Origin of the sequence: Streptococcus sp. 5004 (assembly GCF_013276755.1) — a bacterium.
Classification (GTDB): Bacteria; Bacillota; Bacilli; order Lactobacillales; family Streptococcaceae; genus Streptococcus.
On record NZ_VMLP01000002.1, the window covers coordinates 51620 to 77596 of the forward strand.

22 protein-coding genes, 1 tRNA gene, 1 pseudogene and 1 riboswitch are annotated in these 25977 nt (G+C 38.6%); of the genes and pseudogenes, 20 read left to right on the forward strand and 4 right to left on the reverse strand.

Annotation, left to right across the window (positions count from 1 at the left end):
* Positions 1–44: 44 nt before the first annotated feature.
* Positions 45–476, reverse strand: coding sequence for a GtrA family protein (locus tag HT685_RS00450; RefSeq protein ID WP_173225886.1), 432 nt, complete (start codon positions 474–476; stop codon positions 45–47).
* Positions 477–504: 28 nt separating this feature from the next.
* Positions 505–601, forward strand: a riboswitch (PreQ1 riboswitch).
* Between HT685_RS00450 and HT685_RS00455 the strand changes: the two genes are divergently transcribed.
* From HT685_RS00455 to dapA, 4 genes are all read left to right on the forward strand, one after another.
* Entirely contained in the window at positions 599–1108 is a 510-nt protein-coding gene (locus tag HT685_RS00455) for a QueT transporter family protein (protein ID WP_173225888.1), read from the forward strand. (Overlaps the previous riboswitch by 3 nt.)
* A 99-nt stretch (positions 1109–1207) precedes the next feature.
* A tRNA-Thr gene (locus HT685_RS00460) sits at positions 1208–1280 on the forward strand.
* Positions 1281–1769: 489 nt separating this feature from the next.
* Positions 1770–2846, forward strand: coding sequence for an aspartate-semialdehyde dehydrogenase (locus HT685_RS00465; protein ID WP_000542462.1), 1077 nt, complete (start codon positions 1770–1772; stop codon positions 2844–2846).
* A 55-nt stretch (positions 2847–2901) separates the two neighbouring features.
* Positions 2902–3837, forward strand: a complete 936-nt coding sequence (gene dapA, locus HT685_RS00470; RefSeq protein WP_000121606.1) for a 4-hydroxy-tetrahydrodipicolinate synthase — start codon at positions 2902–2904, stop codon at positions 3835–3837.
* A gap of 45 nt (positions 3838–3882) precedes the next feature.
* On the opposite strand, the gene mnmE is transcribed toward dapA, so the two are convergent.
* Positions 3883–5256: a tRNA uridine-5-carboxymethylaminomethyl(34) synthesis GTPase MnmE gene (gene mnmE, locus HT685_RS00475; RefSeq protein ID WP_173225892.1), complete on the reverse strand. Its 1374-nt coding sequence runs from the start codon at positions 5254–5256 to the stop codon at positions 3883–3885.
* Between the two features lie 137 nt (positions 5257–5393).
* On the reverse strand, positions 5394–5576 hold the full coding sequence (locus HT685_RS00480; RefSeq protein ID WP_001117401.1) for a 4-oxalocrotonate tautomerase: 183 nt from the start codon (positions 5574–5576) through the stop codon (positions 5394–5396).
* 122 nt (positions 5577–5698) lie between these two features.
* On the opposite strand from HT685_RS00480, the gene HT685_RS00485 reads away from it, so the two are divergent.
* The 16 genes from HT685_RS00485 (at position 5699) to HT685_RS00565 (ending at position 24457) form a co-directional block, all read left to right on the forward strand.
* Positions 5699–6289, forward strand: a complete 591-nt coding sequence (locus tag HT685_RS00485) for a thymidine kinase (protein ID WP_173225894.1) — start codon at positions 5699–5701, stop codon at positions 6287–6289.
* Positions 6286–7365: a peptide chain release factor 1 gene (gene prfA / locus HT685_RS00490; RefSeq protein ID WP_173225896.1), complete on the forward strand. Its 1080-nt coding sequence runs from the start codon at positions 6286–6288 to the stop codon at positions 7363–7365. The genes HT685_RS00485 and prfA overlap by 4 nt, the downstream gene beginning before the upstream one ends.
* Positions 7365–8201 (forward strand): peptide chain release factor N(5)-glutamine methyltransferase, encoded by an 837-nt coding sequence (gene prmC / locus HT685_RS00495; protein WP_173225898.1) that lies wholly within the window; start codon positions 7365–7367, stop codon positions 8199–8201. The genes prfA and prmC overlap by 1 nt, the downstream gene beginning before the upstream one ends.
* Positions 8185–8787 (forward strand): L-threonylcarbamoyladenylate synthase, encoded by a 603-nt coding sequence (locus HT685_RS00500; protein WP_173225900.1) that lies wholly within the window; start codon positions 8185–8187, stop codon positions 8785–8787. The genes prmC and HT685_RS00500 overlap by 17 nt, the downstream gene beginning before the upstream one ends.
* Before the next feature lies 1 nt (position 8788).
* Positions 8789–9220: a GNAT family N-acetyltransferase gene (locus HT685_RS00505; protein WP_173225902.1), complete on the forward strand. Its 432-nt coding sequence runs from the start codon at positions 8789–8791 to the stop codon at positions 9218–9220.
* 62 nt (positions 9221–9282) lie between these two features.
* Positions 9283–10539, forward strand: coding sequence for a serine hydroxymethyltransferase (gene glyA / locus HT685_RS00510; protein ID WP_173225903.1), 1257 nt, complete (start codon positions 9283–9285; stop codon positions 10537–10539).
* A 7-nt stretch (positions 10540–10546) separates the two neighbouring features.
* A complete protein-coding gene (locus HT685_RS00515) occupies positions 10547–11521 on the forward strand; it encodes a nucleoid-associated protein (RefSeq protein WP_173225905.1) in 975 nt (324 codons plus the stop codon).
* Entirely contained in the window at positions 11521–12135 is a 615-nt protein-coding gene (gene pmp23, locus HT685_RS00520; protein ID WP_173225907.1) for a cell wall hydrolase Pmp23, read from the forward strand. Before HT685_RS00515 ends, pmp23 begins: the two co-directional genes overlap by 1 nt.
* A gap of 72 nt (positions 12136–12207) precedes the next feature.
* Positions 12208–13182: a DUF1002 domain-containing protein gene (locus HT685_RS00525; RefSeq protein ID WP_049524101.1), complete on the forward strand. Its 975-nt coding sequence runs from the start codon at positions 12208–12210 to the stop codon at positions 13180–13182.
* Between the two features lie 109 nt (positions 13183–13291).
* Entirely contained in the window at positions 13292–14683 is a 1392-nt protein-coding gene (locus HT685_RS00530; protein ID WP_049524102.1) for an amino acid permease, read from the forward strand.
* A 296-nt stretch (positions 14684–14979) separates the two neighbouring features.
* Positions 14980–15897, forward strand: coding sequence for a zinc-binding lipoprotein AdcAII (gene adcAII, locus HT685_RS00535; RefSeq protein WP_173225909.1), 918 nt, complete (start codon positions 14980–14982; stop codon positions 15895–15897).
* Between the two features lie 7 nt (positions 15898–15904).
* Positions 15905–18964, forward strand: coding sequence for a pneumococcal-type histidine triad protein (locus HT685_RS00540; protein ID WP_173225911.1), 3060 nt, complete (start codon positions 15905–15907; stop codon positions 18962–18964).
* Between the two features lie 382 nt (positions 18965–19346).
* Positions 19347–20018: a CPBP family intramembrane glutamic endopeptidase gene (locus tag HT685_RS00545; protein ID WP_023944277.1), complete on the forward strand. Its 672-nt coding sequence runs from the start codon at positions 19347–19349 to the stop codon at positions 20016–20018.
* Positions 20019–20530: 512 nt separating this feature from the next.
* Positions 20531–20785: an AzlD domain-containing protein gene (locus HT685_RS00555; RefSeq protein ID WP_240148110.1), complete on the forward strand. Its 255-nt coding sequence runs from the start codon at positions 20531–20533 to the stop codon at positions 20783–20785.
* Between the two features lie 884 nt (positions 20786–21669).
* Complete coding sequence (locus HT685_RS00560) at positions 21670–22935, forward strand: hypothetical protein (RefSeq protein ID WP_173225915.1); 1266 nt, start codon at positions 21670–21672, stop codon at positions 22933–22935.
* A gap of 634 nt (positions 22936–23569) precedes the next feature.
* The gene (locus tag HT685_RS00565) at positions 23570–24457 is read left to right on the forward strand and encodes a diacylglycerol kinase family protein (protein ID WP_057487685.1); all 888 of its coding nucleotides are present in this window, start codon (positions 23570–23572) and stop codon (positions 24455–24457) included.
* 67 nt (positions 24458–24524) lie between these two features.
* Here HT685_RS00565 and HT685_RS00570 read toward each other — a convergent pair.
* Positions 24525–25831 (reverse strand): annotated as a pseudogene (locus tag HT685_RS00570) (transposase).
* Between the last annotated feature and the right edge of the window lie 146 nt (positions 25832–25977).

Below are 25977 nucleotides of genomic sequence, written 5' to 3' on the forward strand. Positions count from 1 at the left end.
CTAAATCATTATAGAAGGCAATTAAAAGGCTCATAAATGGAACATTATTTTCTAAAAATATAGACCTTGCTCAAGATATAATTGATGATAATAATGAGTATTTGTGCAATTATTGTTTCAATAGCATTTATCTTATCAATGTTTTCATTTACGAATTGCCCTATGATATGAGGGAATTGAGTCACAAACAGAAAAGTAAAGAGCAAATCTAACAGAAAAGTAGAAAGGCGGGCAAGAAAAAATTTCACTAAACGAATAAGTCGATTCTTCCTTGCTTGCTTAAATACAATCGTATCATTTGTGATAAAGGCAAAGAGGATACCAATAATATTTGCTAGAGCAGTAGCAAGGAGTTCCTGATGACTTAGTTGATAAATGACTAGTCGTGAGAGAATCGAAACTAGAGTTGTTGCAAGGCCAAAAAAGAGATAGGCTAAGATTTCATTGTTAAAAAATTTTTGAATAGGTTTTTTCATGCTTTAAGTATAGCATAAAGCAGGCTATTGTGCTATACTAGTAAGGTTGAATAAAGCAACCCTTGGTGCTTAGCTTCTTTCACCAAGCATATTACACGCGGATAACCGCCAAAGGAGAAAAAATGAAAAAATTAACTATTCGTGATGTTGCAGATATTGCAATCGTTGCTGCTATTTATGTCGTTTTGACTGTCACACCGCCCCTAAATGCCATCAGCTATGGTGCTTATCAGTTTCGTATTTCAGAAATGATGAACTTTATGGCTTTTTACAATCCCAAGTACATCATCGGAGTTACTATCGGTTGTATGATTGCTAATTTCTTTAGCTTCGGACTACTAGATGTCTTTGTTGGTGGCGGATCAACCTTGGTATTCCTCAGTCTAGGTGTTTGGCTTTTTGCAAAATACAGCAAAGATTACTTCTTTAATGGATTAATTCGAAAAGATCATTTCTTTTTTTCAATCCTCTTTTCAATTTCCATGTTTACTATCGCTGCAGAGTTAAATATTGTAGCAGAATTACCATTCTTCCTTACTTGGTTTACAACAGGGATCGGTGAATTTGCTTCATTGATTATTGGAGCGATTATTATTGGTAAAATTGGTCGCCGAATCGATTTAAGCAAATAGAAGAAGATAAGCTAGGTAGCTCTCACCTGGCTTTTTCTTATGGAAAATGTCTAAGGAAACTTGACAAGATTTTCTAACTATAGTATACTTTTTAAGTAAGCTGATTTAGCTCAGTTGGCAGAGCGCATCCATGGTAAGGATGAGGTCGCCGGTTCAATCCCGGCAATTAGCATTAAATAGACAGAAAAGCCCTTGATTTACAAGGGTTTTTGTTATGTCTGCCCCAAATTTTTCAAAGATATTTCTTATGCACCTGTGTAAATAAAACTAATACTCAATGAAAANNNNATGTTTTTGAGGTTGTAGAGTCAGTAACCATACATACGGTAAAGCGACGCTGACGAAGTTTGAAGAGATTTTCGAAGAGTATAAAGAGTTTCGTCTGTTGACAAAAGTCATTCTCTTTAGTAGAATAGTAGATGCGATGAGTCGATAGGTAGTCTTCGGACTACTATTGAGCATAAGGAGGTCATAACGCAGGAGCGGACCTTGATGAGTTGTGTGAACCTGCTCATCACATGAAGATGCCTCTTAGTCCTTGGTCTAGCGACTGGGGATTTTTATTTTCCAAAAAATGATGAAAAAGCTTTGCAATTCATGGAAAAAGTAGTATAATACATCTATTATAGAAATTTTTAGAAAATTCCGAAAGAGGTTATTTATGGGATATACAGTTGCTGTAGTCGGCGCGACAGGTGCTGTCGGTGCTCAGATGATAAAAATGTTGGAAGAATCAACACTTCCAATCGATAAAATTCGTTTACTTGCTTCTGCACGTTCAGCAGGCAAGACTTTGAAATTTAAAGATCAAGATATTACGATTGAAGAAACGACTGAAACAGCTTTTGAGGGAGTTGATATTGCTCTCTTTTCAGCAGGTGGTTCTACATCAGCTAAATATGCACCATACGCAGTGAAAGCTGGAGCGGTAGTAGTAGATAATACATCTTATTTCCGTCAAAATCCAGACGTACCATTGGTTGTTCCAGAGGTCAATGCTCACGCACTTGATGCTCACAACGGGATCATTGCCTGCCCTAACTGTTCAACAATCCAAATGATGGTGGCGCTTGAACCTGTCCGTCAAAAATGGGGCTTGGATCGTATCATCGTTTCAACTTACCAAGCAGTTTCAGGTGCTGGTATGGGAGCAATTCTTGAGACACAACGTGAACTTCGTGAAGTGTTGAATGATGGTGTGAAACCACGTGATTTGCATGCGGAAATCTTACCTTCAGGTGGTGACAAGAAACACTATCCTATCGCCTTTAACGCTCTTCCACAAATCGATGTCTTCACTGACAATGATTACACTTACGAAGAGATGAAGATGACTAAGGAAACTAAGAAAATCATGGAAGATGATAGCATTGCAGTATCTGCAACATGTGTGCGCATTCCAGTCTTGTCAGCTCACTCTGAGTCTGTTTACATCGAAACAAAAGAAGTGGCTCCAATTGAAGAAGTGAAAGCAGCTATCGCAGCCTTCCCAGGCGCTGTCCTTGAAGATGATGTAGCTCATCAAATCTATCCTCAAGCCATCAATGCAGTTGGTTCACGTGATACCTTTGTTGGTCGTATCCGTAAAGACTTGGATGCAGAAAAAGGAATTCACATGTGGGTTGTTTCAGATAACCTTCTCAAAGGTGCTGCTTGGAACTCAGTTCAGATTGCTGAAACTCTTCATGAACGTGGATTGGTTCGTCCAACTGCCGAATTGAAATTTGAATTAAAATAGTCATATCGTTTAGGAGTTCAGATGAACTCCTTCTTTGAAATAGAGAGGTGTTTTCATGTCTTATCAAGATTTAAAAGAGTGTAAAATCATCACAGCCTTTATTACCCCCTTTCACGAGGATGGTTCCATTAACTTTGATGCCATTCCAGCCCTGATTGAGCATTTATTGGCCCATCATACAGACGGCATTCTTCTAGCTGGAACGACTGCTGAGAGTCCAACTTTAACCCACGATGAGGAGTTGGAACTCTTTGCGGCTGTACAAAAGATTGTCAATGGACGAGTTCCTTTGATTGCGGGTGTAGGTACCAATGATACGCGTGACTCGATCGAGTTTGTCAAAGAAGTAGCGGAATTTGGTGGTTTCGCAGCTGGGCTTGCTATTGTTCCTTACTACAACAAACCTTCTCAAGAAGGAATGTATCAGCATTTTAAAGCCATTGCAGATGCTTCTGACCTACCAATTATTATCTATAACATTCCAGGGCGTGTAGTTGTCGAATTGACTCCAGAAACCATGCTTCGTTTGGCTGACCATCCAAATATTATCGGTGTCAAAGAATGTACTAGCTTGGCTAATATGGCTTACTTGATTGAGCACAAGCCAGAAGAGTTCTTGATTTATACAGGTGAGGATGGAGATGCTTTCCATGCCATGAACCTTGGTGCGGATGGGGTTATTTCTGTTGCATCACATACAAATGGGGATGAAATGCACGAGATGTTTACTGCCATTGCAGAAAGCGATATGAAGAAAGCCGCAGCTATTCAACGTAAATTCATTCCTAAGGTTAATGCCCTCTTCTCATATCCAAGTCCTGCTCCTGTCAAGGCCGTTCTCAACTATATGGGATTTGAAGCTGGTCCAACTCGATTACCTCTAGTTCCAGCACCAGAAGAAGATGCAAAACGCATTATCAAGGTTGTTGTAGATGGCGACTACGAAGCAACTAAAGCAACCGTAACAGGTGTCTTAAGACCAGATTACTAATAAGACAATAAAATCCATGACCGCAAGAACGATCATGGATTTTTCTTATTTTCCTAAGCAGAATTGGCTAAAGAGTTGGGTGATGAGTTCATCTGGTGCAGCATCCCCTGTGATTTCTCCGAGGATTTCCCAAGTACGAGTTAAGTCAACTTGAAGCAAGTCAACTGGCATACCTAGTTCCAGCCCTTCATTAACAGCCTGTAGGCTTTCAACGGCCTTCTCAATCAAGGAAATGTGACGGGCATTAGACAAGTAGGTAGCATCTTGCTCAACCAAACCAGCATTTTCAAAGAAGAGGTTGTTGATTCTCTCTTCAATCTTATCGATGTTTTGGTTTTTAAGGACTGAAATGCGAATGACATCTTCTGGAAGTTCAGAAGTTTCAATCGTTTCAGGCAGGTCGGTTTTATTAAGAAGAATAATGCGATTAGTCTCCTGACTGATTTCTAGGAGTTGGCGGTCTTGGGCGGTTAGTGGTTCACTGGCATTTAACACAAGTAGTACCAAGTCAGCTTCCTTAAGGGCTTTTTTCGAACGCTCAACACCGATTTGTTCAACCAGGTCATCTGTTTCACGAATTCCTGCAGTATCAATCAGTTTAAGGGGGACACCATTGATGTTGACGTATTCTTCGATGACATCTCGAGTAGTACCAGCAATGTCTGTAACGATAGCCTTGTCCTCACGCAAGAGGTTGTTGAGAAGGCTAGATTTCCCAACGTTGGGGCGTCCGATGATGGCAGTGGAAATTCCTTCACGAAGGATTTTACCGCGACGGGCTGTCCTAAGGAGATTGGTTAGCAATTGCTCAAACTCCTTAGTCTTCTCACGGACAACAGCAGTAGTGGCTTCCTCAACATCGTCATACTCAGGATAGTCTATATTAACCTCAACTTGGGCAAGTGTGTTGAGGATTTCTTGACGGGTATTGTTAATGAGGTCAGAAAGGGAACCGTCTAATTGCTTAACTGCAATGTTCATAGCCTTGTCTGTCTTAGCACGGATGATGTCCATCACAGCCTCAGCCTGTGTCAAATCCACACGACCGTTTAGAAAGGCGCGTTTAGTAAATTCACCAGGTTCTGCCAACCGAGCTCCTTCACGGATCGCTAGTTGGAGAATCTCATTGGTCACCGCAATCCCACCGTGGGTGTTAATCTCGATAATATCTTCACGAGTAAAGGTTTTTGGAGACTTCATGGCTCCCACCATGACCTCGTCCATGACTTTACCAGTCAGAGGATCAACAATGTGACCGTAGTTGAGAGTGTGGCTGGCAACCTGACTCAAGTCTTTTCCTTTAAAAATCTTTTGCGCAATAGCAAAACTTTCTGTTCCGCTCAGGCGGACAATACCAATAGCCCCTTCACCTAGGGGAGTAGAGATAGCAGCGATGGTATCAAATTCACGTGTAATCATAATGTTTCCTTTAATAAATAGCTCTTTTCTTGGAAATTTTTCCAAGTATCCTTTCAAATTGTAACAAATTTAGGCTATTTCTTCAATGGATGCTACTTGGAGATTGAAAAAGCCTAAGCAATTCTGCTTAAGCTAGCTTATTTGGTGCGCATTTCTCCTTGTGGGAAATAAGTTCCTTCTGGCATGTCGTTGATGATGACATGGACAGCAGATTGAGGTGCTCCAGTGTTACGGACAACCGCTTCCGTTACTTCCTTAGCAAGAGCCTTCTTTTGCTCGAGCGTGCGTCCTTCAAATAAATCGATGCGTACAAATGGCATAATAGCTTCCTCCACTAGTTTTTATTTCTTCTATTTTACCACATTTTGCCGTTTAAAGCTTAAGAAAATTATGATATACTAGAATGTAGCAAAAATTTAGAAATGGACGTGAAGCAAGAAACATGGCACAGTTGTATTATCGTTATGGGACCATGAACTCTGGTAAGACGATTGAGATTCTCAAGGTGGCCTATAACTATGAGGAGCAAGGAAAAGGTGTTGTGATTATGACCTCGGCTCTGGATACGCGTGACGGTGTTGGCTATGTGTCGAGTCGTATTGGCATGAAACGCCCTGCCATTGCAATTGAGGAGTCAACAGATATTTTTGGATTTATCCGAGATTTACCTGAGAAACCTTACTGTGTGTTGGTCGATGAGGCTCAGTTTCTCAAGCGTTACCATGTTTACGACCTAGCTCGTGTTGTTGATGAGTTAGATATACCTGTCATGACTTTTGGTTTGAAAAATGACTTTCGCAATGAACTGTTCGAAGGTTCCAAATATCTCTTGCTTTTAGCAGACAAGATTGACGAAATCAAGACCATCTGTCAGTATTGTAAGAAAAAGGCAACTATGGTTTTGCGTACACAGGATGGACTGCCAGTCTATGATGGTGAGCAGATTCAAATCGGTGGCAATGAAACCTATATCTCGGTTTGCCGTAAACATTATTTTGCGCCTGAAATCAATAAGGAGAATGAAGAAAAATGAACATCTATGATCAACTACAAGCTGTAGAAGACCGTTATGAAGAATTAGGAGAATTGCTGAGTGACCCGGATGTGGTCTCTGACACCAAACGTTTTATGGAGCTTTCAAAAGAAGAAGCTTCAACTCGTGATACAGTAACAGCCTACCGTGAGTACAAACAAGTCCTTCAAAACATCGTTGACGCTGAAGAAATGATTAAGGAATCAGGTGGAGATGCTGACTTGGAAGAAATGGCCAAGCAAGAACTCAAAGATGCCAAGGCTGAAAAAGAAGAATACGAAGAAAAACTGAAAATCTTGCTCCTTCCAAAGGATCCAAACGATGACAAAAATATCATCCTTGAAATCCGTGGAGCAGCTGGTGGAGACGAAGCGGCACTTTTCGCTGGAGACCTTCTAACTATGTATCAAAAGTATGCGGAAGCCCAAGGTTGGCGCTTTGAAGTCATGGAATCCTCTATGAATGGTGTCGGTGGTTTTAAAGAAGTCGTTGCCATGGTTTCAGGTCAATCTGTATACTCTAAACTCAAGTATGAATCGGGTGCCCACCGTGTACAGCGTGTCCCTGTGACAGAAAGCCAAGGCCGTGTTCATACTTCGACAGCGACAGTTCTTGTTATGCCTGAAGTAGAAGAAGTTGAATACGATATTGATCCAAAAGACCTTCGTGTCGACATCTATCACGCCTCTGGTGCTGGTGGACAGAACGTCAACAAGGTTGCGACTGCGGTTCGTATCGTTCACTTGCCAACCAATATCAAGGTTGAGATGCAGGAAGAACGTACCCAGCAGAAAAACCGTGAGAAAGCCATGAAAATCATCCGTGCGCGTGTTGCTGACCACTTTGCACAAATTGCTCAGGATGAACAAGACGCTGAGCGTAAGTCAACAATCGGTACTGGGGACCGTTCAGAACGAATCCGTACTTATAATTTCCCACAAAACCGTGTCACAGACCACCGTATCGGCTTGACCCTCCAAAAACTAGATACCATTTTGTCTGGTAAGTTGGATGAAGTTGTGGATGCCTTGGTGCTCTATGACCAAACGCAAAAATTAGAAGAATTAAACAAATAATGAAATTAGCTCAATTATTTTCAGATTTTGAAGAAGAGTTGATAAGAAAAGGAGAGGAAGCAGAAAGCCTCTCTTTTGTCTATCGTAGTCTGAAAGACCTCACGTTTACAGACTTTGTTTTTGCCCTCCAGCAGGAAGTGACGGAAGAGGAAGAAGTATTTGTAAAAGAAATTTTCCAACAGTTAGCAGCTCATAAACCAGCACAGTATATCATCGGACAGGCAGATTTTTATGGAATGCAGTTAAAAGTGGATGAGCGGGTTTTGATTCCTCGTCCAGAGACAGAGGAGTTGGTTGAGCTTATCCTGGCTGAAAATCCTGAGACGAATCTTTCAGTTCTGGATATTGGAACAGGTAGTGGATCTATTGCTCTCGCTCTAGCAAAAAACAGACCAGATTGGTCAGTGACAGCAGCAGATATTTCCCAAGATGCTTTAGATTTAGCTAAGGAAAATGCTAAAAATCAAAATCTTCAAATATTTTTAAAAAAATCTGACTGTTTTACAGAAATTTCTGAAAAATATGATATAATTGTTTCCAATCCACCCTATATCTCTCGTGAAGATGAGTCAGAGGTCGGCTTGAATGTTTTGCATTCGGAGCCTCATCTAGCTCTCTTTGCAGACGAGAATGGCTTAGCTATTTACCGTAGAATTGCGGAAGATGCAACAGACTATCTCAAAGATGGTGGTAAGATTTACCTTGAAATTGGATACAAGCAAGGTCAAAGTGTTCCTAAACTTTTTAGGAAATACCTTCCTGAAAAAAGAGTACGAACGCTCAAGGACCAGTTTGGTCAAGATAGGATGGTTGTAATTGATGATGGACAGGATTAGACAAGAGTTGGAAAATGGTGGAGCGGTCGTTCTACCTACTGAGACAGTTTACGGTCTCTTTGCCAAGGCTCTAGACGAAAAAGCAGTTAATCATGTATACCAGATTAAACGTCGTCCCAGAGACAAGGCACTCAATCTCAATATTGCCTCTTTAGAGGATATCTTGCGTTTTTCAAAGAATCAGCCAACTTATCTTCAAAAACTTGTAGAGACCTTTTTACCAGGTCCCTTGACCATTATTCTCGAAGCTAATGACAGAGTCCCCTATTGGGTCAATTCTGGCCTTGAAACTGTTGGATTTCGAATGCCGAGTCATCCCATTACCCTTGATTTGATTCGAGAGATAGGTCCCTTGATTGGGCCGTCTGCCAATATTTCAGGTCAGGCAAGTGGAGTGACCTTTAATCAAATTCTAGAGGATTTTGACCAAGAGGTTCTGGGTCTGGAAGACGATGCTTTTCTAACTGGACAGGATTCAACGATTTTGGATTTGTCGGGAGACAAGGTGAAAATCTTACGCCAAGGGGCCATTAAGCGAGAAGATATTCTTGCTCGGTTGCCAGAGATTTCTTTTGAGGAGGCATGAAATGCTAAGAAATTTAAGAGAAACTGATGTGAAAACAATATGTGAGATCAACCAAGATGCTTTGGGCTATTCTTTTAGTCCAGAGGAAACGGCTAATCAACTAGCTAGACTGTCTCAAGATGAACATCATTTCCTACTTGGCTATGAGGATGCAGCTAGTCATGTCTTACTTGGTTATGTCCACGCTGAGGTTTACGAATCCCTTTATTCCAAAGCAGGATTCAATATCTTAGCTTTAGCAGTTTCACCTCAAGCACAAGGGCAAGGTATTGGTAAAAGCTTACTGCAAGGGTTGGATCAAGAAGCAAAAAGACGTGGTTATGGGTTTATCCGCTTAAACTCTGCCGATCATCGTCTGGGTGCTCATGCATTTTATGAAAAAGTTGGTTATACTTGTGATAAAATGCAGAAACGGTTTATTCGCATCTTTTAGTTTAATTTTCTAATAAGAAAATTAAACTAATGGACTAGTCACACAATAAAAGGAGAAGACCTATGATTTTTGACAAAGATGATTTTAAAGCATACGATGCTGATCTCTGGAATGCTATTGCTAAAGAAGAAGAACGCCAACAAAACAACATTGAGTTGATTGCTTCGGAAAACGTAGTTTCCAAGGCTGTTATGGCAGCTCAAGGGTCTATCTTGACAAACAAATATGCCGAGGGTTACCCAGGACACCGTTATTATGGTGGAACGGATGTAGTAGATGTGGTAGAATCTCTAGCCATTGAACGCGCAAAAGAAATTTTCGGCGCTAAATTCGCTAATGTCCAACCTCACTCAGGCAGCCAAGCCAACTGTGCGTCTTACATGGCCTTAATTGAGCCAGGTGATACCGTTATGGGGATGGATTTAGCAGCAGGTGGACACTTGACCCACGGAGCTCCTGTTAGCTTTTCTGGTCAAACCTACAACTTTGTTTCTTATAGTGTGGATCCTGAAACGGAACTTTTGGATTTTGATGCTATCTTGAAACAAGCCCAAGAAGTAAAACCAAAATTGATTGTAGCAGGTGCTTCAGCCTATTCTCAAATTATCGACTTTTCAAAATTCCGTGAAATTGCAGATGCCGTTGGTGCTAAGCTCATGGTAGATATGGCTCATATCGCTGGTTTGGTTGCGGCTGGTCTACATCCTAGCCCAGTGCCATACGCTCACATCACGACAACAACGACTCACAAAACCCTTCGTGGACCTCGTGGTGGTTTGATTTTGACTAATGACGAAGAACTTGCTAAGAAAATCAATTCAGCTATTTTCCCTGGTATTCAGGGTGGTCCTTTGGAGCATGTTGTGGCAGCTAAAGCTGTTTCTTTCAAAGAAGTTTTGGATCCAGCCTTCAAGGAATATGCTGCCAATGTTATCAAGAACAGCAAGGCTATGGCAGATGTCTTCTTGCAAGATTCTGATTTCCGTATCATTTCTGGTGGAACTGAAAACCACCTCTTCCTAGTGGATGTTACTAAGGTTGTAGAAAACGGAAAAGTTGCTCAAAACTTGCTGGATGAAGTCAATATTACCCTAAATAAAAACTCAATTCCTTACGAAACCTTGTCACCATTCAAGACAAGTGGGATTCGTATCGGAGCAGCAGCTATTACTGCACGTGGATTTGGTGAAGAAGAAAGTCGCAAAGTGGCTGAACTCATCATTAAAACCCTTAAAAATGCAGAAAATGAAGCTGTCTTAGAAGAAGTGAGAAGTGCAGTTAAAGAATTAACAGATGCCTTCCCATTATACGAGGACTAAAACTTTTATGGACATTTATATTAAGAAAGCTATTATTCACCAGTTCAGTCCGGATGATACCGAGCTGTTCCTAGCGGATAAGTTTCTCAATATTACTCCAAAAATCGAAGAATACTTGCGTAAAAAAATTGAACGTGTGTATTCAGATGAAGCCAAGACTGGGATTTTCGAGCAAGAAAATCCCTTCTTCAATCATATCACAGACGATTTGTTGGAGACATCAGTAACACTGGCTAATCTCTGGAAAGAAGAGTTCAGTATTTCTGAAAACCTCAAGACCAATGACTTGATTTTTGTGCAATTTTCTAAAGAAGGCGTGGAACATTTTGCTTTCTTGAGAATTGCCCTGCGTGAGACCTTGACTCACCTCGGAGGAGAAGTTGATAATCCAATCAAGCTGACTCAGAATAACCTGCCTGGATTTGGAACAGGGGCTGATGAAGCCTTGGTGGTTAATCTTCAAAGTCGCAAGTACCATCTGATTGAAAAACGAATCAAGTACAACGGGGCTTTTTTGAACTATTTTTCAGAAAATCTTCTTGCCGTCGCCCCTAAGATTTCACCCAAGAAATCCATCAAGGAACTGGAAAAAACAGCCCAGAGAATTGCTGAGACATTTAATACAGATGACTTTCAATTTCAATCTAAGGTCAAATCAGCGATTTTCAACAACCTAGAAGAAAACAATGAATTGTCACCTGAAAAATTGGCCAACGACCTTTTTGACAACAATCTGACAGCTCGATTAAGCTTTATTGACCAAGTCAAAGAAGCAGTACCAGAGCCAGTTCAGTTTGATGAAATTGATGCCAGTCGTCAGCTTAAAAAATTTGAAAACCAAAAACTCTCCTTGTCAAATGGAATTGAGCTCATCGTTCCCAATAACGTCTATCAAGACGCCGAGTCTGTTGAGTTTATCCAAAATGACAATGGAACCTACTCTATCTTAATCAAAAATATCGAGGATATCCAAAGTAAATAATGTTTAAACGAATTCGAAGAGTGCTTGTACTAGCAGTCTTCCTTTTTGCTGGCTATAAAGCTTACCGTGTTCACCAAGATGTCAAGCAGGTCCTGACCTATCAACCCATGGTGCGAGAAATCTTGAGTGAAAAAGACACCCCAGCAAACGAAGAGCTTGTGCTCGCTATGATTTATACCGAAACAAAAGGAAAAGAAGGCGATGTTATGCAGTCTAGTGAGTCTGCAAGTGGTTCCACCAACACCATCAATGATAATGCCTCTAGCATTCGGCAAGGCGTTCAAACTCTGACAGATAATCTCTATCTGGCTCAGAAGAAGGGTGTTGATGTCTGGACGGCTGTTCAAGCCTATAATTTTGGACCTGCCTATATCGATTTTATCGCCCAAAATGGCAAGGAAAACACCTTGGCTCTGGCCAAACAGTACTCTCGTGAGACTGTTGCTCCCTTGCTTGGCAATACCACTGGAAAGACTTATAGTTATATTCACCCCATTTCCATTTTTCACGGTGCCGAACTCTATGTAAATGGAGGAAACTATTATTATTCTAGGCAGGTTCAACTCAACCTTTACATCATCAAATGTTTCACTCTCTTTTCGACATCTGGCTAGCCCAGGTGTTTTTTTATAAGTTTTCTTTAAGATAGATATATTACTCTAGAAAAGTAAAGGAGGAAATTCCCTATGAGAAAGAAACTCTTTCTGACTAGTGCTGCGGTCTTGTGGGCAGTAACAGCTATGAATAGCGTCCATGCAGCAACAGATGTTCAAAAAGTCATCGATGAAACCTATGTGCAACCTGAATATGTCCTAGGTTCATCACTATCTGAAGACCAAAAAAATCAAACCCTAAAGAAACTTGGCTACAATGCCTCAACAGATACCAAAGAACTCAAAACCATGACACCTGATGTCTATTCTAAAATCATGAATGTGGCCAATGACTCTAGCTTACAATTGTATTCATCAGCCAAGATTCAAAAAATGGGTGACAAATCTCCACTTGAGGTCAAGATTGAAACACCAGAAAACATCACTAAGGTAACTCAGGATATGTACCGAAATGCAGCAGTAACCTTGGGTGTGGAACATGCCAAAATCACTGTAGCAGCACCTATTCCAGTTACAGGTGAGAGTGCCTTAGCCGGGATTTACTATTCTCTAGAAGCTAATGGAGCCAAGGTACCACAAGCCAATAAAGACTTGGCTCAAGAAGAGTTGAAGGCTTTGTCTGATATCAATGCTGAAAACAAGGACAAGTCAGGCTATGATGCTAATAAATTAAATGTTGCCCTAGCCGATATTAAGTCAGGACTTGCCAAAGCTAAAGAAAGCAAGGGAAATCTGACAGAAGAAGATGTCCGTAAAATTGTTGAAGATACTTTAAAAAATTACAAACTTGATCAGGTTATAACAGGAAACCAAATCAATATCATCATCAATTTTGCTTTGAACCTCTCAAAGAGTGATATCCTCAGCAATGCAGACTTCACTAAAACCCTAAATGCCCTTAAACAAAGTATCGTATCACAAGCTGGCGACAGTTTTAAAAATATCAACCTTAACTTTGATGCTGATAAGGCGCTAGAAGAAGGTGGTAATTTCTTAAGCTCCCTCTGGCAAGCCATTGTCAACTTCTTCAAGAGTTTTGGTTCTTAAGCCGTTACAAAAAGGTAGTCAGATTTTTTTAGAAAATTGTTTTATAAATATTCACAAATCTCCTATATTTATGGTAAAATAGAATCATCATTTTATTTTGGAGTCAAAGATGAATATATTTAGAACAAAAAATGTTAGTTTAGATAAAACGGAGATGCATAGGCATTTGAAGTTATGGGATTTGATTTTGCTGGGTATTGGAGCCATGGTAGGAACTGGTGTCTTTACAATTACAGGTACTGCAGCTGCAACGCTTGCTGGTCCAGCCCTAGTGATTTCAATCGTCATTTCTGCCTTGTGTGTAGGATTATCAGCCCTCTTTTTTGCAGAATTTGCTTCACGAGTACCTGCTACAGGTGGTGCCTACAGTTATCTATATGCTATTTTAGGAGAATTCCCAGCCTGGTTGGCTGGTTGGTTAACTATGATGGAGTTCATGACAGCCATATCTGGTGTGGCTTCGGGTTGGGCAGCTTATTTTAAAGGCTTGCTTTCTCAATATGGGATAGCCCTTCCTCAGGCTTTAAATGGTACCTTTAATCCTCAAGCAGGGACATTTGTTGATTTATTGCCTATTCTTGTCTTGGTTCTAGTTACTTCGCTTGTTTTACTTAATGCTAAAGCAGCCTTACGCTTTAATTCTATTCTAGTGATTTTGAAATTTTCCGCTTTAGCTCTCTTTATTTTAGTAGGAATCTGGCATATTAAACTTGACAACTGGAGTAATTTTGCTCCTTATGGTTTTGGACAAATCTATGGTGCTAGTACTGGTATTATGGCTGGTGCGTCCTTGATGTTCTTCGGTTTTTTGGGATTTGAATCCATCTCTATGGCCGTAGATGAGGTCAAGACTCCTCAAAAAAATATTCCTAGAGGGATTGTCTTATCGCTTTCTATCGTAACTATTCTCTATGCCTTGGTGACGCTTGTCTTGACTGGTGTGGTTCACTATAGTCATCTAAATGTCGACGATGCCGTTGCCTTTGCCCTTCGTAGTGTTGGGATCAGTTGGGCAGCCAACTATGTGTCATTAGTTGCTATCTTAACCTTGATTACGGTTTGTATCTCAATGACTTATGCCCTATCGCGTATGATTTACAGTTTAGCGCGTGACGGATTGATGCCTGACACCTTTAAAGAACTAACGAAGACTAGCAAGGTACCAAAGAATGCTACTATCTTGACAGGTCTAGCTTCAGCAGTAGCAGCAGGAATGTTTCCATTAGCTAGTATCGCAGCCTTCTTAAATATTTGTACCTTGTCTTACCTGATCATGCTGGCTTATGGTTTGATTCGCTTACGGAAAGAAAAAGGAATGCCCAAAGCAGGAGAATTTAAAACACCATTGGTACCCTTATTACCAATTTTATCAATCATCATTTGTTTATCCTTCATGTTGCAGTATAATGTGGAAACTTGGATTGCTTTCCTAGTTGCGTTGTTAGTAGGAAGTATTATTTACTTCACTTATGGTTATAAGCATTCTACCATAGAAGAATAATACTCTTCGAAAATCTCTTCAAACCACGTCAGCTTCGCCTTGCCGTATATATGTGACTGACTTCGTCAGTCTTATCTACAACCTCAAAACAGTGTTTTGAGCAACCTACCGGCTAGCTTCCTAATTTGCTCTTTGATTTTCATTGAGTATATAAAGTGAGAATCTGTTGAGTTGTTGAAACTCAGCAGATTTTTATATGTGAAAGAAATTTCAAATTTTTTCTAAAAATATCTTGACAGATTAAATTTTTAGGAGTAGAATGTTTACTAGTTAATTAAATGGTTAAGGAGTTGTTCATGAAGAAACAAAATTTATTTTTAGTCTTGTTAAGTGTTTTTCTTTTATTGCTAGGAGCCTGTGGTCAAAAGGAAAGTCAGACAGGTAAAGGGATGAAGATTGTGACCAGTTTTTATCCTATCTACGCTATGGTTAAGGAAGTGTCAGGTGACTTGAATGATGTTCGAATGATTCAATCAAGTAGTGGAATTCACTCCTTTGAACCTTCGGCAAATGACATCGCGGCCATCTATGATGCAGACGTCTTTGTTTACCATTCACATACGCTCGAATCTTGGGCAGGAAGTTTAGATCCCAATCTAAAAAAATCCAAAGTGAAGGTCTTAGAGGCTTCTGAGGGAATGACCTTGGAACGTGTCCCTGGACTAGAGGATGTGGAAGCAGGGGATGGAGTTGATGAAAAAACGCTCTATGACCCTCACACTTGGCTAGATCCTGAAAAAGCTGGTGAAGAAGCGCAAATTATCGCTGATAAACTTTCAGAGGTGGATAGTGGGCATAAAGAAACTTACCAGAAAAATGCGCAAGCCTTTATCAAAAAAGCTCAAGAACTAACTAAGAAATTCCAGCCTAAATTTGAAAAAGCGACTCAGAAAACCTTTGTAACACAACATACAGCCTTTTCTTATTTAGCGAAGCGATTTGGACTTAATCAACTTGGTATTGCAGGTATCTCTCCTGAACAAGAACCAAGTCCAAGACAACTAACAGAAATTCAGGAATTTGTTAAGACCTATAAGGTTAAAACGATTTTTACAGAAAGTAATGCTTCTTCAAAAGTAGCTGAAACTCTTGTCAAATCAACAGGTGTGGGTCTTAAAACTCTGAATCCTTTAGAGGCAGACCCACAAAATGACAAGACTTATTTAGAAAATCTTGAAGAAAATATAAGTGTTTTAGCAGAAGAATTAAAGTGAGGAAAGAATGAAAATCAATAAAAAATATGTAGCAGGTTCAGTGGCAGTTCTTGCCCTAAGTGTTTGTTCCTATGAACTTGGTCGTTACCAAGCTGGTCAGGCTAAGAAAGAGTCTAATCGAGTTGCTTATATAGACGGTGATCAGGCTGGTCAAAAGGCAGAAAATTTGACACCAGATGAAGTCAGTAAGAGAGAGGGAATCAACGCCGAACAAATTGTTATCAAGATTACGGATCAAGGTTATGTGACCTCTCATGGAGACCATTATCATTACTATAATGGTAAGGTTCCTTATGATGCCATCATCAGTGAAGAACTTCTCATGAAAGATCCGAATTATCAGTTGAAGGATTCAGACATTGTCAATGAAATCAAGGGTGGTTATGTGATTAAGGTAAACGGGAAATACTATGTTTACCTTAAAGATGCGGCCCATGCGGACAATATTCGGACAAAAGAAGAGATTAAACGTCAGAAGCAAGAACACAGTCATAATCATAATTCAAGCACAGATAATGCTGTTGCTGCAGCCAGAGCCCAAGGACGCTATACAACGGATGATGGTTATATCTTTAATGCCTCTGATATTATAGAAGATACGGGTGATGCCTATATCGTTCCTCATGGCAATCACTTCCACTATATTCCTAAGAGTGATTTGTCTGCCAGTGAATTAGCTGCCGCCCAAGCCTTCTTATCTGGAAAAGGCGGTCAATTAAGTACGGTTGAATACCGTTCAAGTAGGGGAGAAACAAGATCTAGTGTGAGAACGAGTCAATCTGAGACACCTCAAAATCCTGCAACAGATTCTGAAAGTCAAAGTGAGGACTTAGCTAGTCTCCTTCAAGAATTGTACGCTTTGCCACTTAGCCAACGTCATGTGGAGTCTGATGGATTAGTATTTGACCCAGCACAGATTACAAAACGTACTGCAAATGGTGTGGCAGTTCCTCATGGGGATCATTTCCATTTCATTCCTTATTCACAAATGTCTGCTTTGGAAGAAAAATTGGCTCGAAATCTACCAATTGGAGGTCAGCCAGTTCAAAAGCATTCTGATAATACGAAACCAAGCAGTACAGATAAACTAAGTTCAACCATTAAACCAAACTTTAATCTCAATACGCCGGCACCGAATAGAGCAACTGGAGGCGCCTATACAACGGATGATGGGTATGTCTTTAGTCCGTCAGATGTGATTGAAGATACAGGAGACGCTTTTATTGTACCGCATGGCAACCATTTCCACTATATACCAAAAGGCGCTTTGTCTGCAGGAGAATTGGCTGCTGCCCAAGCCTATTGGAATGGGAAGCAGGGGTCTCGTCCTTCTTCAAGTTTTAGTCATAATGCAAATCCAGCTCAACCAAGCTTGTCAGAGAACCACAATCTAACTGTCACTCCAACTTATCATCAGAATCAAGGGGAAGATATTTCAAGCCTTTTACGTGAATTGTATGCCAAACCTTTGTCAGAACGACATGTGGAATCGGATGGCTTGGTATTCGACCCAGCACAAATAACAGATCGTACAGCAAATGGTGTTGCTGTGCCTCACGGAAATCATTATCACTTTATCCCTTATTCACAAATGTCTGATTTAGAGCAGAAGATTGCAAGAATGATTCTGTTAAAAGGGCAAAATGGTGCAGTCGTGCCAGGAATGCATTATTTGAAACCAGCACCAAAACCGCAAGCTCAACCGTCAACTGAGAAAAAACAAACTAATTTTGCAGTAGAACAGGTTGTTAGAAAAGTTGGAAAAGGATATGTTGTGGAAATTGCTGGTGTCAGTCACTATGTTTTTGCTAAAGACTTGGCTAAGGATAAGATTGATGCTATTGAAAATCTCTTGTCTAAGAAAACTCAAGAGACACATGCTCTAGTTGCGAAGAAAGAAAACGTCTCTTCTCGTGACAAAGAATTTTATGATAAAGCTTATAATCTGTTAACCCAGGCTCATAAAGCCTTGTCTGAAAATAAGGGGCGTGCTGTTGATTTCCAAGCCTTAGACAAATTAGCAGAACGCTTGAATAATGAATCTTCTAATAATAAAGTAAAATTGGTAGATGATTTATTGGCATTTCTAGCACCGATTACCCACCCAGAACGCCTTGGCAAACCAAATGCTCAAATTGCCTATACAAACGATGAAATTAAATTAGCGAAATTAGCAGGTAAATATACAACCTCAGATGGCTACATTTTTGACGAACATGATATTGAAAGTGATGCAGGAAATGCCTACGTCACTCCACACTTGAACCATAGCCACTGGATTAAAAAAGACAGCTTATCTGAAGCTGAAAGGGCAGCAGCTCAGGCTTATGCTAAAGAAAAAGGCTTACAAGCTCCAAATTCTACTGAAGCAAAACCAGAGGCAACAGGGACAGAAGCTATCTATAACCGCGTAACAGCTGAGAACAAGGTACCATTAGAAAAAATACCAAATCATTTACAGTATACTGTAGCTGTACAGAATGGTTACTTTATAATTCCTCACTTTGATCACTATCATAATCTTAAGTTTGCATGGTTTGACGAAGGACTCTATAAGGCACCTGAGGGTTATACCTTAGAAGATTTATTTGCGACTGTAAAATATTATGTTGAACATCCAAATGAACGTCCTCACTCAGATAATGGTTGGGGAAACGCAAGTGACCATGTTCGTAAAAATAAAGCAGAAGACAGTAAACCTGATGAAGATAAGGAACATGATGAAGTAAGTGAGCCAACTCGCCCTGAATCTGATGAAAAAGAGAATCACGCAGGTTTAAACCCTTCAGTAGATAATCTTTATAAACCAAGCACTGATGAAGACGAGACAGAGGGAGTAGCTAATGATACAACAGACGAATCTGAAGTCCCTCAAGTAGAGACTGAAAAAGTAGAAGCCAAGCTTAAAGAAGTAGAAGATCTACTTGATGCAGTAACGGATGCTAGCTTGAAAAACAATGTGACAGAGAGCCTAGCTGGTTTACGAAATAATCTGAGTCTCCAAACCATGGATAATAATGGTATCATGGCAAAAGCAGAAAAATTACTTGCTTTGTTAAAAAGGTAGTGAGTCAGTTATGACGAAATCAGAAGCATAAATTTATCCTGTTAAATTAAAATGATGTAAGAGTCAGTAGCAATACTGGCTTTTATTTATCTTGCTCCGTAAGGTTCAGGCTAAATAAATCACCTGATTTTTTTGGGCTCTGGCTTCATTTAGGAGAAATCAATCTACATCCAAGGTTAGTAACTTAATCATAGGTCTTCCTTTGTTAGAGAAGATGATGGTAAAAGGGGAGAGGGTAATTGATTTTACAGTTTAGGATGTTTTGATAACAATTCATGACTTGAAAAAGATATTTCGCCAATATATGCTATACTAAACTTGTTATACAGTTAAGTAAATTATTATATTCAATAAGCTAGTCAAGAAAAACAGAGGATTTAAGATGAAAAAACGGATTATTCAGATTTTACTAGCATTGTCCTTAATTTTTTACAAATCAACTTGGTTTTGGACGCTTTTCAATCATCTCGCAAAGTCCTATCTACCAGCAAGTCGTGAGTTTTTTCAGATTCTACTTTTGCTGGAAAGTGTAGTTCTTTTATTAGCGGTCATCTATCTACTAGTTTTTGCAGGAAAGAAAACTTTTCATTTCAAGTGGCAGCTGAGGTACTTTATCTACCTTTTACTGGGCTACATCATTTTGTATATGTCGGACTTCTTCTTGTCTTATTTCATACCCTCGTCTTCAAATCAAATTTCTTTGAATGAAACGATAGAAATGATAGGGAGACAGGAATTACCCTATTTCTTGCTCATAGCTTGCTTCATCGGTCCTATTACTGAGGAATTGATTTATCGCGGTGTGCTAATGACAACCTTTTTCAAAAACTCGCCTTGGTACGGAGATGTCTTGCTTTCTGCTATTATTTTCGGTTATATTCATATCAATTTTGCTTTAACTCCTCTTGCTTTTTTCATTTATGTTAGCGGAGGGCTTATTTTGGCTCTATTGTATCGCATGACTAAAAATCTCTACTATCCAATACTAGTTCATATTTTCATCAATATCACTGCTTTCTGGAATGTGTGGTTACTCCTATTTTCAGGAAGTTAGCTTACTAAAACAATGTCGGAACTTTCCAGCATTTTCTTTTCGATATCGGAGTGGTGTGTAGCCACTTATTTTTTTGAATTGATTTTGAAAATAAGATTGGCTTGAGAAAGCTAGATAGCTACTGATGTGGCTAATGGATTTATATGTGTGGACTAACAACTCTTTAGCCTCTTCAATTTTGGCTTCTATGATAACTTCGTTAATGGTCTTTTTGGTTTCAGATTTGAATTGCTTACCAAAGAAGGAGTAACTAAAACCAATGTGATTTGCGATCATTTGAACAGACAATGGGATATTATATTAGTATGACTTTGAATATGGTCAAGGGCCTCTTTCACAGGCTGACTAAGATTGGACTGTGATTTGCTATCTGCAACACGTTTTACAAAATCCATATACATGGTAAGGTCAGTCCGTATATGCTGATTTCATCTGACAAGCGCTCGTACTCCGTAATATAGATATCCTGATAGTTACAGTACTTCGAAAGGAATTGGAGGTAAATGTATAAAATGACGTTTGATCAACAAATTATAGCAATTGCTATGGTCATACTGGGAACTGTTATCACACGCCTTGTCCCGTTTATTTTTTTTTCATCCAAAGAGAAAACGCCAGCTTATATTCTCTACCTTGGGAAAGTTCTCACTCCAGCTATTTTTGGATTAATGGTCGTCTTTAGTCTCAAAGATACGAGTTTCACGAATACTAGTGATCTTCTTCCAAAGTTGCTAGCTATTTTAGTTGTTATCTTCTTGCATAAGTGAAAAAAGAATATGTTACTTTCGGTTGCTGGTGGCTCCCTATTTTATATCACCTTGTATTCTTTAGTTTTTTAGGAGGTTGGTATGTTGTAAAAATGGAATAGGTTTCATTTATTAAGAACTTTTGTCTCACTCTTGATTTGTCTCTTTTCTTTTTCCGTAAAAATCTAGGATTACTTTTCTTTTCAGAGCTCTTATCTGTCTATTTTATCCTTATAGGTGGAAAAGATTTTCTATCATATTTGAGTAAGACAAGAAGTGTTTGAACTCTTGCACAGTCACTTTTCCCTATTCTTCTGTCCATCTGGTTGGTCTATGTTAGTTTTGAAGGCCTAGCTAGAGATATTCCTTACTACATTGGAACATGGGCGATCATGCTAGGAATAGCTAATATTATCATTGGCTGGTAAATCTGTCGACTATAAATAGAAAATGCCAAACAGACTGTCATTACAGGATTTATCTTGATTTTATTTGTTATGTTAGTACTGATTCAACAAAACATAAGTGGAAGTATCTTTGCTTATCTAATAGAACTGTTCTTCTTGATAGATTGTCTGGTTTCAATTTTTAGATATCGCTCCAAAACAAATATTTATTAAACCATTCTATTCTTTACCTTGAAGAGTAGGATGGTCTTTTTCTCAAGAATTTTATCCTTTATAAGTTTACTATTTTGTGATATTTGTCTGGCGTAAGAGCAGCAAACAACTGATTACCATAGAATTTTAATTAGTAGCTGACTAGTCCTTGTGTTATCTTGCTATATCGTGCAGAAATATTTCTATGTACAGGGTTCTAATACCTATATTTTTGACAATAATATAAGAAAATAGTATACTAAATAGACAGTCATTTATTGTAGTGATAACGGTTAGGAGAAAATAGTGTTAAAACGTATTTTAAATATAGCATTAGCTTATGTCGGTGTTGTTATTGGTGCTGGACTATCTTCAGGCCAAGATTTAATGCAATACTTTGTTAGTTTTGGTAAATGGGGTATCATTGGAACGATTGTTCTTGGAATCATAAGTATTATTTTTGGTAAAATTATCATTACCTTAGGAAGCTATTTCCGTTCAAATGATCATTTTGAAGTTCTTTCCCAAATTGCCGGGCCTATTACTAATAAGATTCTTGATTTTGCTTTAATTGTTTCCTGCTTTGTAATTGGTTTTGTTATGATTGCTGGGGCTGGTTCAAACCTTAACCAACAATTTGGTTTGCCATTTTGGTTGGGAGGATTGATTTGTGCTATCTTGGTCATTATTGTCAGTTTTCTTAATTTTGAAAAGATTACCAGCGTTCTTGGGATATTTACTCCTTTGGTTTTTGTCATGATTATCATTATGGCAGTCCATACGTTCGTAGGGAAAAGTTTTGATTTTGAAGAATTAGAAGCAATCACAGCTACACTTTCTTCTCCGATGCCCAATGTCTGGGTTTCTTTACTAAATTATTTCGCACTAACTGTTATGACTGGTGTATCCATGGCATTTGTCTTAGGAGGTTCTGTCATGAGAATTGGTGTTGCGGAAAAAAGTGGTCTCTTAGGTGGACTTGTAGTTAGTTTGATTATTACCGTAGCAACTGGTATTTTATACGCCAATATAAAACTTGTTTCAACTGTTGATATTCCTATGTTAACAATTGCGGAGCAAATTCATCCTCTATTTTCTTTGCTGTATGCTCTAATTATTTTTGGACTTATTTTTAATACAGCTTTCAGTTTATTTTATGCCTTGGCAAAACGTTTCTCTTCAAACAAACCTAAGCGCTTTTACCCTATTCTAATCGCTACGGTCGCTATAGGATATGGTTTATCTTTTATGGGGTTTAAAGAATTAGTCTCCATTATGTATCCTCTTTTAGGTTATGTCGGTTGTCTAATGCTGGTCATTTTAGCAGTGGCATGGATAAAAGAAAGAGGAAACATCAAAGGGGAAAAATCTTTAAGACGAAAGATGATTCGATTGATAACCAAAAAATATGACGATGATCAAGAATATACTATTAGAGATAAAGCGACATTTCACCAACTTGGTGAAGATTCTATTATAGATACTAAAAGTATCAAAAGTGATATCAAGGATTTAGTAAAAGAACAGTTTGTTGATGATGATGCAAAACATGATGGAAGCGTCTTATCTTAAATGATAATAAAACTGGCAAAATCTTTAAAATCAGAAAAGTGCATCTTATCAGGTATCAAAAACACTTGATAAGATGCCTTTTATTGTAATACTAGATACTTCAGCTTTTCCTAAAATTGAGTTTTTTCCATCCTTAGCTGAACTGACTTTTGAAGTATTTTCATCTTAATAAATAGATAATGAACATTAACTCATCTATCTGCTAGTAGCTAGTCAGACAAAGACTGACTTATATATGGGGAAAATCTTCTTTCAAGTGAGTTTTATCTTTATCCGGAACTAGAAAATAGCAATTATATCTACAAACTATATTCCATCGTGTGGAGGAGAGAGACTAGTTTGTATGATTAAGAATAACCTACTAGTAAAAAATAGATCATTTTTTAATATGAGATAAAAACCGATATTAAAAGCAATTTATTTCTATTTTTTAATATTTCATTGTATAATAGCAATATACGCAAATATCATGTGTCATCAGGTTAATACTATTAGAAAATCTTTTTAAACTACATCAGGCTAATATACAGACTCAAAACAGTATCGTGAGTAGCCTACGGCTAGTTCCCTAGTTTACGCTTTGATTTTCATCGAGAATAACCTTTCTATTTCAATTTTAAGGAGAAAATACAGAGTGAAAAAAATAATGCTAATTATCAATCCAACTTCTGGAGGAGAAAAAGCTTTAGATTACAAAGAGAAGCTGGAGAATAAAGCAAGAGAGTATTTTGATGATGTGGAAACTAAAATTACTCAAAAAGCTAAAGATGCTACAAATTTCGCAGAAGAAGCTGCTAGAGAAAGATATGAATCAATTCTAGTTTTTGGTGGAGATGGTACAGTCAATGAAGTTATTTCAGGGATTGCTGAAAGGGACTATATTCCTAAACTGGGAATTATACCAGGTGGTACTGGTAACCTGATTACAAAACTTTTAGAAATCAATCAAGATATTGACGGAGCTATTGAAGATCTGGATTTCAATTTAACTGATAAGATTGATATCGGAAAAGCAAATGGTCACTATTTTGGATATATCTTTAGTATCGGGTCTCTCCCTGAAGCCATTCATAATGTTGAAATTGAAGATAAAACGAAATTTGGTATCTTGGCTTATGCAGTTAATACCATGAAGTCTGTCATGACAGATCAAGTCTTTAACATTAAAGTTGAAACCGAAAATGGAAATTACCTTGGGGAAGCAAGTCATGTTTTAGTACTTCTAACAAATTATTTTGCAGATAAAAAAATCTTTGAAGAAAACAAGGATGGATATGCAAATATTCTAATTTTGAAAGATGCTTCTATATTCTCTAAATTATCTTTGATTCCGGATTTGTTAAAAGGAGATCTTGTAGAGAATGAAAATATTGAATATATAAAGGCACGTACTATTAAAATTTCTTCTGATATCGAATTAGAGTCGGATGTTGATGGCGATAAATCAGATAATCTACCAGTCGACATCAAGGTACTAGGACAACACATTGAAGTGTATTCCGTACCTAAGAAACAATCATAAAACTCAAAGCCTTGTTACCGAGGCTTTTTTTATGGCTCTTTGTCAACTGTAGTGGGTTGATGAAAAGCTAAGCTCGAGAAAGGACAAATTTCGTCCTTTCTTTTTTGATATTCAGAGCGATGAAAATCCGTTTTTTGAAGTTTTCAAAGTTCCGAAAACCAAAGGCATTGCGCTTGATAAGTTTGATGAGATTATTGGTTGCTTCCAGTTTGGCATTAGAATAGTGTAGTTGAAGGGCGTTGACAATCTTTTCTTTATCTTTGAGGAAGGTTTTAAAGACAGTCTGAAAAATAGGATGAACCTGCTTAAGATTGTCTTCAATAAGCCCGAAAAATTTCTCTGGTTCCTTATTCTGGAAGTGAAAAAGCAAGAGCTGATAGAGCTGATAGTGATGTTTCAAGTCTTGTGAATAGCTCAAAAGCTTGTCTAAAATCTCTTTATTCGTCAAGTGCATGCGAAAAGTAGGGCGATAAAAACGTTTATCGCTGAGTTTACGACTATCCTGTTGGATGAGTTTCCAGTAGCGTTTGATAGGCTTGTATTCATGAGATTTTCGTTCAAACTGATTCATGATTTGGACACGCAAACGACTCATAGCACGGCTGAGATGTTGTACAATGTGGAAGCAATCTAGAACGATTTTAGCACATGGGAGTGAAACAGTCTGGGAGACTGTTTCAGCCTGAGCCTAGAAATTCGAAAGCGAAGCTGTTTAGCTAAGTCATAGTAAGGGCTAAACATATCCATAGTAATGATTTTCACCTGACAAGGAACGGCTCTATCGTAGCGAAGAAAGCGACTTCGAATAATAGCTTGTGTTCGTCCCTCAAGAACAGTGATGATATTGATATTGTCAAAATCTTGCGCAATGAAACTCATCTATCCCTTGGTAAAGGAGTACTCATCCCAAGACATAGTCTTTGGAAGCCGAGAAAAATCATGCTTAAAGTGAAAGTCATTGAGCTTTCGAATGACAGTTGAAGTTGAAATGCCAAGCTGATGAGCAATATCGGTCATAGAAGTTTTTTCAATCAGCTTCTGAGCAATTTTTTGGTTGATGATACGAGGGATTTGATGATTTTTCTTTACTAGAGGAGTCTCAGCAACCATCATTTTTGAGCACTGATAGCAGTTAAAACGGTGTTTTCTAAGGAGAATTCTAGTAGGTATACCAGTTGTTTCGAGGTAAGGGAGCTTAGATGGTTTTTGAAAGTCATATTTCTTCATTTGACTTCTGTACTCAGGGCAAGACGGGGCGTCATAGTCCAGTTTAGCGAAGATTTCTTTGTGAGTATCCCTATTAACGATATCTATAATTTGGATATTTGGGTCTTTGATATCAAGAAGTTTTGTGATAAAATATAATTGTTCCATAGGATTCTTTCTAATGATGGTTTTGTCGCTTTTCATTATAGATCTTATGGGACTTTTTTTCTACAACAAAATAGGCTCCATAATATCTATAGGGGATTTACCCACTACAAATATTATAGAGCCTTTTTTATTATGTGATTTTCAGT